Annotated in this window: 11 protein-coding genes; 7 read left to right on the top strand and 4 right to left on the bottom strand. The window is 59.8% G+C overall.

Going from position 1 to position 12,569, the window contains the following annotated elements; all coding sequences use genetic code 11:
* Window positions 1-3 precede the first annotated feature (3 nt).
* The 4 genes from HMPREF2980_RS08410 to HMPREF2980_RS08395 all read right to left on the bottom strand — a co-directional run bounded on the left by HMPREF2980_RS08410 (window position 4) and on the right by HMPREF2980_RS08395 (window position 4,049).
* Window positions 4-1,092, bottom strand: coding sequence for a restriction endonuclease (locus HMPREF2980_RS08410; RefSeq protein ID WP_070507799.1), 1,089 nt, complete (start codon window positions 1,090-1,092; stop codon window positions 4-6).
* A gap of 298 nt (window positions 1,093-1,390) precedes the next feature.
* Window positions 1,391-1,789 carry an acyl-CoA carboxylase subunit epsilon gene (locus tag HMPREF2980_RS08405; RefSeq protein WP_012903982.1) on the bottom strand — a complete coding sequence of 133 codons (399 nt, stop codon included), beginning with the start codon at window positions 1,787-1,789 and terminating at the stop codon, window positions 1,391-1,393.
* A 65-nt stretch (window positions 1,790-1,854) separates the two neighbouring features.
* On the bottom strand, window positions 1,855-3,456 hold the full coding sequence (locus HMPREF2980_RS08400) for an acyl-CoA carboxylase subunit beta (RefSeq protein WP_070691369.1): 1,602 nt from the start codon (window positions 3,454-3,456) through the stop codon (window positions 1,855-1,857).
* A gap of 311 nt (window positions 3,457-3,767) precedes the next feature.
* A complete protein-coding gene (locus tag HMPREF2980_RS08395; RefSeq protein ID WP_070691366.1) occupies window positions 3,768-4,049 on the bottom strand; it encodes a YciI family protein in 282 nt (93 codons plus the stop codon).
* Window positions 4,050-4,269: 220 nt separating this feature from the next.
* On the opposite strand from HMPREF2980_RS08395, the gene HMPREF2980_RS08390 reads away from it, so the two are divergent.
* The 7 genes from HMPREF2980_RS08390 (at window position 4,270) to gatC (ending at window position 12,568) form a co-directional block, all read left to right on the top strand.
* Window positions 4,270-5,211, top strand: coding sequence for a biotin--[acetyl-CoA-carboxylase] ligase (locus HMPREF2980_RS08390; protein WP_070691363.1), 942 nt, complete (start codon window positions 4,270-4,272; stop codon window positions 5,209-5,211).
* A 108-nt stretch (window positions 5,212-5,319) separates the two neighbouring features.
* Window positions 5,320-5,808, top strand: coding sequence for a glucose ABC transporter permease (locus HMPREF2980_RS08385; RefSeq protein WP_070691360.1), 489 nt, complete (start codon window positions 5,320-5,322; stop codon window positions 5,806-5,808).
* A 291-nt stretch (window positions 5,809-6,099) separates the two neighbouring features.
* Entirely contained in the window at window positions 6,100-7,251 is a 1,152-nt protein-coding gene (locus HMPREF2980_RS08380) for an adenylate/guanylate cyclase domain-containing protein (protein WP_049345199.1), read from the top strand.
* On the top strand, window positions 7,248-8,141 hold the full coding sequence (locus HMPREF2980_RS08375) for a PP2C family protein-serine/threonine phosphatase (RefSeq protein ID WP_070691358.1): 894 nt from the start codon (window positions 7,248-7,250) through the stop codon (window positions 8,139-8,141). Before HMPREF2980_RS08380 ends, HMPREF2980_RS08375 begins: the two co-directional genes overlap by 4 nt.
* 284 nt (window positions 8,142-8,425) lie before the next feature.
* Complete coding sequence (gene ligA, locus HMPREF2980_RS08370) at window positions 8,426-10,609, top strand: NAD-dependent DNA ligase LigA (RefSeq protein ID WP_070691544.1); 2,184 nt, start codon at window positions 8,426-8,428, stop codon at window positions 10,607-10,609.
* Window positions 10,610-11,306: 697 nt separating this feature from the next.
* On the top strand, window positions 11,307-12,056 hold the full coding sequence (locus HMPREF2980_RS08365) for a transglycosylase family protein (protein ID WP_070686401.1): 750 nt from the start codon (window positions 11,307-11,309) through the stop codon (window positions 12,054-12,056).
* Window positions 12,057-12,271: 215 nt separating this feature from the next.
* Window positions 12,272-12,568: an Asp-tRNA(Asn)/Glu-tRNA(Gln) amidotransferase subunit GatC gene (gene gatC / locus HMPREF2980_RS08360; RefSeq protein ID WP_005507016.1), complete on the top strand. Its 297-nt coding sequence runs from the start codon at window positions 12,272-12,274 to the stop codon at window positions 12,566-12,568.
* The last annotated feature ends 1 nt before the right edge of the window (window position 12,569 follow it).

Here is a 12,569-nt window from a genome sequence, read left to right as displayed (position 1 = left end):
CGGCTACTCCAAGCCGCGGGCAAAATACTCCTCGTCAATGCGGTAACCGCACTCGCCCTCACCATCAAGAACACCCACACGGTGACGAATCATCAGCTCCACCAACTGGTGTCGATCAACCAGCGCAATATTGCGAGCGCCGGGCAAACCCTGCAAATACTCGGGAACCGGATGCGCAAAAGCACCGCAGGTCACCAAAACACCCTGCAGGCCGCCGTGCAGAAGCACTGCACCGGCAAGCTTCTGAATCTCGTTGGGGGTGACCTTCATAGTTCCGCAATAATGCTTCACCTGAATATAAATCGGCGCGAAATCCAGGCCATCAGAATAGCGGGCAATAACGTCAACACCCTTATCATCAGCACCGCCGGTTACCTCGGTGTTAAAACCAAGAGCCGTAAAAATATCGGCAACAATCTGCTCAAAATATTCTGGCGTCACCGCGTGAATATGCTGAATCAAATCCTGCGTAAAATGCTCCGCGAACTCAGCCTGAGCGTGAATCACCGGCGAATCGCTGGCACGCAAAATAATATCCAGAGGTGACTGACCGGCGGGCCAGGACCCCGCAGCCTCCGCAGAATTCAAAGCATGCGCAAGATGCGCCGCGCCGGTTGCCTCATAAGCAGCGGTGGCGGCATCAGCATGATCAGCGCCTGAGAAATGCGGCAGAGCATGAAGGACGCCGGTATCAGGAGTGCCAAAAATGAGGCGATGCTCCTCCTGCGCATTCTCCAGTAGCGCGTTCGCCTGCTTCTTCAGCTTCTTCACGCTTTTTGCCGTCAAACTCTGAGAGCACAACGCCTGCACCTGCTTCACCACACGCGGCGGCACCGAACCGTGCAGATGCGGGGTGCAGGTCAGCTCGGCGCCCAGGGGAGTGAGCAGGTACTTCCTCTTCTCCCACGGGGTCAAACGAGGCATAAGCTGGGCATAACGAAGTGCCACCAAGATTTTCAAGGTGGTACGCACAGCCACCGCAAAATCGGTGGATTCAAGAGCCGGTAGGTTCTTCTTCGACCCCAATGCCTTAGTCTGCTGCCGCAACTGCTCGCTAACATAGGCGGCGGTGCGGGGCACAGTCTTCGACAAGCGCCGTAGCGTCGGCAACAGAAGCGTGATATAGACATCCGGTGGGGGCCTATGGTTTTTATTCAGCATCTTTGCCATGGTCCCTGCCAATTTACTAACACTATTGTGATGGTATATACATCGTAGCATCAGGGCGTATCATCATCGCTTTATCGTTTCTAATATGACAAAACCGCAAGAACCAGCGCATTAGATGTACAATAACGCAATATAAATCTTGAATTTGAGGCAAAACAATATATTCCCGTCACACCGGCTGGCGTGACGGGAATATAAGAAGCATAGTTAGCAGCCCGCATTACATGGGGCGAGCGCGCCTCCACGAACCGGGGCCGGGACGCAACGAAACACCCAGGCGCTGACCGCGGTTCAGGATGCGCGAAGCGGCACCCACCAGCAAGTTCTGCTCCTGCTTTGCGGCGCTCGCCTGCATCATCGCAACCACAGCGGTGAGGGCGGCAATCTCCTCCGGAGTGGGGGAGCCCTTAACCACCTTCAGTAGAGGCTCCTGCTCAGCGTCAGCATCTACCGAAGGCTGAGCAGAATCCTTCGGCGGGGCGCTGGATGCGGTATCTGCGTGCGCAGAAGAATGTGCGGAGCTACGCTCAAGCTGCTCGGGGCTCTCAGCAGCCTCCGAACTATCCTTCTTTTTACCGAATGAGAAATAACTCAGCGGGTTGTAGCCTGCCAAAGGCACGCCTCCTTAGAAAACCTAAATCGTGCGAAGGCCCGCGCCACAGACGGTGCGGGCACAACGGAAGCCTACAGCGGGATGTTGCCGTGCTTCTTTGCCGGGGTAGACGCACGCTTATCGTGCAGGGCACGCAGCGATGAAATAATGCGCACGCGAGTCTCGCTCGGGGCAATAACCTCGTCAATGTAACCCAGCTCAGCAGCCTGGTACGGGTTCAGCAACTCTTCCTCATACTTGGTGATCAGCTCAGCGCGGCGAGCCTCAACATCGCCACCCTCAGCCGCCAGAGCAGCCAGCTCACGACGGTACAGAATATTCACCGCACCCTGAGCGCCCATCACGCCAATCTGAGCGGTGGGCCACGCCAGGTTAATATCGGCACCCAGCTTCTTCGAGCCCATCACAATGTACGCGCCGCCGTACGCCTTACGGGTAATGACGGTAACCAGCGGAACGGTCGCCTCCGCGTAAGCGTAGAGCAGCTTAGCGCCGCGGCGAATAATGCCGTTGAACTCCTGATCGGTGCCGGGTAGGAAGCCGGGAACATCCACAAAAGTCAGAATCGGAATGTTGAACGCATCGCAATGGCGCACGAAGCGGGCAGCCTTCTCGGATGCAGAAATGTCCAGGCAGCCGGCGAACTGCATCGGCTGGTTCGCCACAATGCCGACCGTGCGGCCCTCAACGCGGGCGTAACCAATCATCACGTTCGGAGCGTACAGCGCCTGCATCTCCAGGAAATGGCCGTCATCGACCACGGACTCAATGACCGCACGCATATCGTAAGGCTGGTTCGCAGAATCCGGGATGAGAGTATCCAAATCCAAATCGTCCACGCACACCTGCGCCTCCTGGTCATGCTCCAGGGGCAGGGACTCTGCAAGGTTATTCGAGGGCAGGAACTCGAGGAGCTCACGCACAAAGTCGAAAGCGTCTTCCTCGTCCTCAGCCAGGTAGGTGCTGGTACCGGTCACCGAGTTGTGCTGACGCGCACCACCGAGGGTCTCCATGTCCACATCCTCACCGGTCACGGTCTTAATGACGTCCGGGCCGGTAATGAACATGTGCGAGGTCTTATCCACCATGATGATGTAGTCAGTCAGAGCGGGGGAGTACGCGGCACCGCCAGCGCAGGGGCCCATAATGACCGAAATCTGCGGAACCACACCGGAGGCGCGCACGTTCATGCGGAAAATATCGGCAAACATCGCCAGGGAAGCCACGCCCTCCTGAATACGGGCGCCACCACCATCGTTAATGCCGATAACCGGGCAGCCGTTCTTCAGAGCGAACTTCTGCACCTTCACAATCTTCTCGCCGTTCACCTGCGAGAGAGAACCACCGTAAACGGTGAAGTCCTGCGAATACACGGCAACCAGGCGACCGTCCACGGTGCCGTAACCGGAGACCAAACCGTCACCCAGAGGCTTCTTCGCCTCCATGCCGAATGCGGTGGTGCGGTGGCGGGCGAGGGCGTCAAACTCTACGAAAGAACCCTCGTCCAGAAGCATGTCGATGCGCTCGCGGGCGGTGTTCTTGCCGCGTGCGTGCTGCTTCTCAATAGCTGCCTCACCGCTGGGCGCGAAGCTGCGCTCTCGACGTGCATAAAAATCAGCGAGCTTACCGGCGGTGGTGCTCAAGTCAAAATCCTGCTGGAGGTTCTCGGACATTATTCCTCGTTCCTGCTCCACCCGATCGTCGGGAGCCAGTGGTTGCGGTGATAGGGTGCTCAGGTGCCCGAAGAGCACTCTTGAACAACGTGCATATCTTTCAACTATAGTGCGAACTAGCCCACATATGCCAGATGAGAAGCCAGAATATCAACACTAGATACACTTTTATGCACGCACCGCCCGCAATGATGCGCGAAGAGCGCTGAAGAGGCATCTAGAGCGCAGAGACACGATGCAGAAAACCCCCTCTCGCGCCGGCAATCCTTGTCGGCGAAAAGGGGGTTCAAGCTACTCTAGCTTTGCAAAATTTAGATGGTGCCCAGGACCGGGTTCCATTCGGTCACGGTGTGAGACAGAACCGCGCCACCAATGTTCATGGGGTCGCCAGCAACCAGCTTCTCAGCGGCCTCAACGGAGTCGACCTTTGCGATCAGCAGAGCGCCGGCGGGAGTCTCACCGTCCAGCAGAGGACCGGAAACAATCAGGTTGCCCGCCTCAATCTGCGAACCAAGGTACTCGCGGTGAGCCGGACGGTACTTCGCCTGCTCCTCGGGAGCAGCGTAAACGTAAGTAATTGCGTAATAAGCCATAGCGGTCTTCTTTCGAGCAGGGCGGAGGAACCTCCGCAGCCGGTCGGTGCTTGATGCACCCTCACTGTCTAATGTACCGTCTCGGGCGCCGGGCGGGCATCACCGGCGGCAAGAAATTGGTATGGTGAGAAACCAGTGCGACTCGGTAGAAGCTGGCAGGTTTCGGTGACGGGTCGGCATACTGCAGAGTAGTTTCGAACAGAGTAGAAAGGTGCAGGCTATGGAGAAGAACATGCACATCGAGAGCGATCATTCGGTTTTGGATGCGCCGCGCATCCGCACCATCGCAATGGAAACCGGGTACTCCAGCGTAAACCTTTACGATGAAGTCGACTCCACCACCACCCGCGCCCGCGAACTACTCATGGACGGCACCGACCCCGAACGTGAACAGCTCGGTGAGCTCTCCGTCTACGCCAGCCTCTACCAAAGCGCCGGACGCGGCCGCCTCGCCCGAGCCTGGACCGCCCCTCCCGGAGCCTGCCTAGCCGCAAGCATTGTGGTGCGCCCGCACGCCTCCGCAGACCCGCTCGCCCGAGAGCTACCCGACGGCAGCTACCACTGGCTGACCCTCATCGCCGGGCTCAGCGTGGTCGATATTTGGCGCAGCTACGGCGTGGACGCCGCCCTCAAATGGCCCAACGACGTCATCGCACAGGGTGCCAAAGGCTGCGGAATCCTCGCCCAGCTCGTTCCCGAAAGCGGCTCCACCGAGGGGCAGCGCAGCATTATTGTGGGCATCGGTCAGAACACGAATATGTCCGCCGAACAGCTGCCCGTACCCACCGCCACCAGCCTGAGTCTATGCACAGGTGCCGCGGTTGACTCCTCCGAGGTCCTCACCCGACTGCTGAGCATCTTCGCTCGCCGCTACCGCGCCTTCGTGCGCGCCGGCGGCGACCCGGAACGCCCCGACCCGCTCAACCCGGAGAGCCTCAGCCTGCTTGACCAGGCGCGCGCTGCCACCGCAACCCTCGGAGCCAGCGTGCGCCTGAGCCTGCCCGACGAAAGCACCGTAGAAGGCGTTGCTGAAGACCTCGACGCGCAGGGGCGCATCCTCATCCGCCGCGAGGACGGAACCCTGGAGCCCTACGCGGTGGGCGATATTGAGCACCTTCGCCCCGCCAACGGTAGCTACGGAGATTTTCAGCAGGCACACTAGAAGCAGCCCCTAAAATTTCAGCCCGGCACGGCTACACTCAACGAACCCGCACCACCTCAACCGGCGCCTCTAGCCGGAATACAACAACCAGCACAGCTAAGGAACACCATGCGTTTGCGCGGAAAACTCAACCCCGGTGAGCATGTCATCATTGCGACCCGACAGCACTACGGTGCCCTGCTGCCCACGCTTGCCTACCTGCTGGTTGCAATCGCCGCGTCAACCTTCGCCTCCACGGCACGGTCCTCACCGATTCTGTGGACTCTCGGCACAATCTGTGCGGTAGGTACCCTGCTCGGTGCCGTGCGCACCGCCTGGCGTTGGGCAACCACCTACTACCTGCTGACCACCCACCGGCTCGTGGTTCGCCGCGGTGTGATGACCCGAACCGGAGATGAATCCCTCTACCTGGATTCCATGGGGGAGCGCTGGGCAAAACAGCGCGGCCCGGGAGCCTGGCTAGGCTACGGTTCGGTGTACGTAGTCTGCCGCGGCGTGCATCACCGCCTGACTTACGTGCCCGACCCGAAGCGTTTTGAAAAAGAAATTAAAGCCGCCCGACGCGACTACTACGCCCTACGCTCTCGATATATTTAGAGCTTCTTCGCCCCCGCCGCTGACTCGGGCGGGATCTGTCGGGTTGGCTCAGAGCCTAAATCAGCCGCCAAATCTGCCGAAAAAATGCGGATTAGAGTATTCTTAAATGTGAATTACTCCACTAAACTATCCTAGGGTGCGGGCGCTTTTGTGACCCAAACACCACAGCGGAGGGGTATATTAACAAGGCGCTATACAGTGAAGCAGTGCACAATCGACGCACGGCACACGCCAGCGCATCCGCACGACAGAACAGATGATCCGGCAGATATGAAAGGAGCGGCAGCGGCAATGAGCACGGCAGACCACCATGAACCTGCGCACTCTCCGCAGGGTACCGGCGCCACCATGGGCCCCGAAACCCAAATGCTGAACCTCAAAATTCTGCAGAACCTCGCCCAGAACAATATCTACCGCGACGAGGAATCCAAGGCGGGAATCCGAGCCCTCGAAAAGTCGCTCCTGGGACAGGGGCGCCGCTACACCCCCGTAGAAGCCGCAGAATGCGCCGGACTTCCCCTCGAAACCGCCCAGCGTATCTGGCACAATATAGGCTTCCCGACAATTGCCAACCACTCGCCCTACTTCACTGAAACAGACGTGCAGATGCTCGCCGACCTGCAGAAGTTGGACGCAGACGGCGACATTCGCATGGAATATGTGGCATCCCTCGTGCGCGCTGAAGGTCAACTGACCGACCGTACCGTCGCCTGGCAGATTGAGGCGCTCGTGCACAACATCATGGTCACCGAAAACCTCAGCGATAATGATGCCCGCCGCAAGCTTCTTAAAGACTTCCCACGCTACCTTGAGGTTCTCGAGCGTCTGGCGCTGTACGCATACCGCCGTCAGATGTACGCCGGAATCCTGCGCCTGGGATTGCGCGAAAACAACGTGACCACCTCCGGCCTCTCCCGCCTGCCCTTGGTGCGTGGTGTAGGATTCGTGGATCTGGTCTCGTACACCTCCCTGGTACGTAACCTAGACGCGGCGGCTCTTTCTCAGCTCATCAACCACTTTGAGCAGAGTTGCCTGGACGTTATTGCGCCCCTGGGCGGTCGCATTATTAAGACTCTCGGTGACGAAGTCTTCTTCCTCACCGAAACCCCGGACACTATCGCAGAAATTAGCCTGCAGCTCTCCGAAAAGATCGGCGCCGACCCGCAGCTACCGGAAGCCCGCGTCGCCTTCATTTGGGGCGAGGTTCTGGCTAACCGCGGCGACGTGTACGGCTCCAGCGTGAACCTGGCTGCGCGCCTGGTCTCCCTCGCTGAACCGGGTACCGTGCTGACCGATAATGAGACAGCAAACACGCTCCGACAGGTGGGAAATCGCTATACTCTCACCTCTCAAGGGACGCGAAACGTTAGAAGCTTTGGTAACGTAGACCCCGTGGCGGTGACTCGTCGCGCGAACTACACAATGGAGATAGACCTCTCATGACTGAACTGAAACTACGTACCGGTGGTGCAACGCACCGCGGCGCACATCGAGAAAATAACGAAGATTCGATGGTCGTCGCCGGTTCCCTTTGCGTGGTCGCGGACGGCATGGGAGGCCACGAAGCCGGCGAAGTAGCATCGCGTCTGTGCGTGCGTCAGCTTGCCTACTCGCCCTTCTTCACCATGCCCGGTGGCCGTAGCGAAGAGGAGCAGCAGGCCTACGCTGAACGCCTCGCCGCCATTGACGAATCCGACCCCGCCAAGCGCCGTCGCCGCGCAAACACCGTCCTCAACAACGAAATCGTGGGCACCCTGAACCGCCTGCACGATATTCTCGGCGAAACCAACGAAGAAATTAAGCAGGCACTTTCCCGCGCTGGAGGCACGACCGTCACTGGCGCCTGGCTGACCAACATCGGTGACCGTAACCTGTGGGTTATTTTCAACGTGGGTGACTCCCGAACCTACCGTCTGCTACGTGAGGACGACGGTATTCACCACTCCGCCATGGAGAAGCTGCCCGGCTCTGAGGGTTCCGCCTCGCTGGAGCAGGTCACGAGCGACCACTCCGAGGTGCAGTACCTGGTTGACGAGGGTCAGATTACCGCCCTGGAGGCGCTGACCCACCCGCGCCGCAACGTGATTACCCGTGCGCTGGGTACCGGCAACTACTGGGAACCGGACTTCTGGGTTCTGCCCGCCCGCGCCGGTGACCGCCTGATGCTCTGCTCCGATGGCCTTTCCGGTGAGCTTTCGCACGAATACATGGCGCGCGTACTCACCTCGATTCGCCACCCGCAGGACGCCGCTGACGTGCTCCAGCACGAGGCGCTGCGCTCCGGCGGCCGCGACAACATTACGGTGATTGTTGCTGACGCTGTCGAGGCCTAAACTTCATACCTTATGATTCACCCCCCGCTCTCTTCGGGTACTCGTGCGAGTGCCTTCAGGAGGTGGGGGTGAACTGTATCTGCACACAGAAACTAAGGAAGCGCGATTCGGGAAGTGGCTACGGTGTTTTTGCGCCAGTGTTCGCGCGCGAGGAACCTGCCAATATGACGAGCGATAGGGGAGAGGCGGAGCAAAAACGCTAGACTGGACGGGTGACTGAGAACAACACCACCCAGCAGACTGCCACCGCCGAGACTCGAGCAGAGAGCCCCGCAGAAAACTCCGTGGAAAACACCGCAGAAAACACCGTGGAGATTACCGAGGCCCTGCGTGCTGAGTACGCGGAACTGACCGATAAGATTCGTGCCGCCCGCCGCGCCTACTACAACGAGGACGCGCCCTTCCTCTCTGACGCCGAGTACGATAAGCTCTACCGCCGCCTCGAAATCATTGAGGCGGAGCACCCGCACCTGATCGCCAACGACTCGCCCACCCAGGAAGTCGGCGGCGAAGCCATCGAGGCCTTCGCACCCGTCACCCACCTGCAGCGCATGTACTCCCTCGAGGACGTCTTCTCCTTCGAAGAGCTGCGCGCCTGGCTGACCAAGACCGAGGAGAGCGCCCGGAACCTCACCGGTAGCGCACCGCAGTGGCTGACCGAGCTGAAGATCGACGGCCTGGCGGTGAACCTGCTCTACCGCAACGGCACCCTCGTGCGTGCGGCAACCCGCGGCGACGGCACCACCGGCGAAGACGTCACCCACAACGTGCGCACCATCGCGAGCATCCCGCAGCAGTTGAGCGGCAAGAACCACCCCGAGGAGATTGAAATCCGCGGCGAGGTGTTCATCTCTTCCGCTGATTTTGAGAAGCTCAACGAGTCCATGATTGCCGCAGGTAAGAACCCCTTCGCGAACCCGCGTAACGCCGCGGCAGGCTCGCTGCGCCAGAAGGATGCGGCGATTACCGCCTCGCGCCCGCTGAGCATGTACGTGCACGGCATCGGTTCGCGCACCGGCCTGGATATTGCCACTCAGTACGAGACTTACGACCTGCTCGCCTCCTGGGGTCTGCCCGTGAGCCCCTACAGCGAAATCGCCGATAACACCGAGGTGGTGTTCGACTTCATTAACAAGTACGGCGAGCAGCGCCACTCCCTGGTGCACGAAATTGACGGCATCGTCATTAAGGTCAACGACTTTGCGACCCAGGCTCAGCTGGGCTACACCTCCCGCGTGCCGCGCTGGGCGGTGGCGTATAAGTACCCGCCCGAAGAGGTGCACACCAAGCTACTGGACATCCGCGTGGACGTGGGACGCACCGGCCGCGTGACCCCCTACGGTGTTATGGAGCCCGTGTTCGTCTCCGGCTCGACCGTGGAACGAGCCACCCTGCACAACCAGGACGTGGTCAAGGCTAAGGGCGTGCTCATCGGTGACACCGTGGTGCTGCGCAAGGCAGGCGACGTGATCCCCGAGATTGTCGCCCCCGTGGTTGCCCTACGTGACGGCACCGAACGCGAGTTCGTCATGCCCAGCGAATGCCCCTCCTGCGGCTCGCCCCTTGCCCCCGGCAAGGAAGGCGACGTGGACCTGCGTTGCACAAACCCTCGCTCCTGCCCGGCGCAGCTGACCGAGCGCGTGTACTATGCGGCAAGCCGCGGCGCCTTCGACATTGAGGCGCTCGGCTTCGAAGCAGCAAAGGCCCTCACCAGCCCTGCAACCCCGGACACCCCTCCGCTGACCACCGAGGCGCACCTGTTCAGCCTCAACATTGAGGACCTGCGCGAGGTCACCATCGAACGTGAGAAGAAGGTCAAGGGTGTGGGCACCGGAAAGATGGAGCGCGTGCCCTACTTCTACACCAAGCCGACCAAGGCACGCCCCGAGCCGAAGCCCACGAAGAATACGCTGAACCTCTTCGCCGAGCTGGAGAAGGCAAAGCAACAGCCGCTGTGGCGCGTGCTGGTTGCCCTTTCGATTCGCCACGTGGGCCCGACCGCTGCCCGCGCGCTCGCCGCGGAGTTCGGTTCGATGCAGGCGATCCGCGAGGCTGACCGTGAACGCCTCGCCGCTGTGGACGGTGTGGGCACCACGATTGCCGACTCTATTATTGAGTGGTTCGCTGAGGACTGGCACGCCGAGGTGGTGGACTCCTGGGCTGCCGCCGGTGTGCGCATGGAAGATACCCGTGACGAGTCCGTGGAGCGCACCCTGGAGGGCCTGACCGTGGTCGTGACCGGCACGCTGAACGGTTACACCCGTGACGGTGCGAAGGAAGCCATTATTTCTCGCGGCGGTAAGGCATCCGGTTCTGTATCTAAGAGGACCCACTTTGTGGTCGCTGGCGCGAACGCCGGCTCGAAGCTGGATAAGGCTCAGCAACTGGGTCTGAAGGTTCTGGATGAAGAGGGCTTCACCGCCCTGCTCGAGGGTGGTCCGGAGGCTGTTGAGGCTACCGCCGAGTAGACCCGGTAGCGGGGTCATCTGAATCTGACCCCTGCAATATATAGAGCATTCAGGCTCTGGAGTGCGTGCTCCAGAGCCTGAATGCCAATTTTTGGCATTTGTAATTACCACAGCTTTTAAGGTGGAAGCGCCTTAAAACACTCCCAAAGCGAAGAAATATTTAAAAAATATTTACACGCCGTTCAAAACCCTTAAAGGTGGTGCTCATTCACCCCGAATCGGAAAGCTCAGTGGGGGAGTGCACTCGGGGTTAAGTCCCTAGAAAACCCCGAAATTCCGGGGTGAAACCCTTAAGATACGCGGGGTTCTAGGTCTTGATTAATGTTTCCTGCACTTTTAACCTGAAAGAACCCTGGGAGAACCCGGGACGTTCACTGTGAACTTGAAATCAGGTTGGAATCATAAAAAACCTCGGCTATCTTTGAGACCAGATGGATTCTCGCAAGAGAATCACCTGTGTGGTTTCAAGCTTGGAATGCTTGAAACGATGCCCGGTTCTACCGCACGTCCCCATCGAGGAAGTGCCACCCGGATTCCGCACATAAGTGCAGAATCGCTCACGGTGACATGAAATCGGTGGAGAGCCGCTCACATGGTAGAGCCAGAATATGAGTAACCTACTTCGTTATCAAAGGGTGAGCGGCGGCGCGCTAGAGTTCCGGGGACGGAACGAGCGGGGACGGCCCCAAGGAGCATTATGAAGAACACTTCCATTCGTCGTACCGCAGCAGCTCTCGCCATCGGTGGCGCTGTAGCAGCTACCATGTCGATGCCCGCTGCAAACGCAGTAGACGGTGCTACCTGGGACGCACTGGCACAGTGCGAGTCCGGTGGCAACTGGTCCATCAACACCGGTAACGGCTTCTACGGCGGTCTGCAGTTCACCCAGCAGTCCTGGAACGGCGTCGGCATGTCCGGCTCCCCCGCGACCGCTACCCGTGCACAGCAGATCGAGGCTGGCGAGCGTCTGCTCGCTATCCAGGGCTGGGGCGCATGGCCCGCATGCTCCGCTAAGCTTGGCCTCTACGGCAAGACCGGCGCAGCTCCCACCTACACCGAGCCCACCACCACCGTGGCTGCACAGTCGCAGACCCAGCAGACCTACACCGCTCCCGCGGCACAGGCTGCACCCGCAGCTCCTGCAGCTCAGGCTGCACCCGCAGCAGTTGAGGCACCCGCAGCTCCCGCTGCACCGGTAGCACCCGCTGCACCCGCAGTTGAGGCTCCCGCAGCTCCCGCAGCGGCACCGGCAGTTGAGGCTCCCGTAGCAGCAGCTCCCAAGGCTGCAGCAGGCACCTACACCGTGGTTCCCGGTGACTCCCTCTCGCTGATCGCTGCAAAGCTCGGCGTTGCAGGCGGCTACCAGGCAATCGCAGCTGCGAACACCGACATCATCTACAACGTTGACCTGATCTTCCCCGGCCAGGTTCTGACCATCCCCGCCTAAGGATTAACCCCCAAGCGTAACGTGGACACGTTGTAGCCCAACGCCCCGCACCTCACACGAGGAGCGGGGCGTTGAGCATTTAACCCGAAAACAGGGGAGGAGAACACCGCCTGACCACGCAAACCAGCAGGTAAACCCTCCAACCCCCAATGAGACGGAAAACGCAACCTCCACTACACTAGAGAAGAGACAAGAAAACAAACTACGGGAGAACCATGTCTGCCATCACCTTTGAACAGGTAAAGCACCTGGCATCGCTGGCACTCATTGAGATGACCGATGAAGAACTCACCGCGATGGCGTCTGAGCTGGACGTCATCGTCGCATCCGTTGAGACCATGTCGCAGAAAGCAACTGCCGACATCCCCGCGACCAGCCACCCCATCCCCCTCGAGAACGTCTTCCGCGAAGACGTACCCGTCACCACCCTCACCCAGGAAGAGGCGCTCTCCGGCGCCCCCGACGCACAGGACGGCAAGTTCCGCGTGCCGGCAATCCTCGACGAAGACTAAG

This window comes from Rothia sp. HMSC076D04 (assembly GCF_001814645.1).
Lineage (GTDB): Bacteria > Actinomycetota > Actinomycetes > Actinomycetales > Micrococcaceae > Rothia > Rothia mucilaginosa.
The sequence above is the reverse complement of the archived record's forward strand: the minus strand, read 5'-3'. Positions and strand labels throughout refer to the sequence as shown.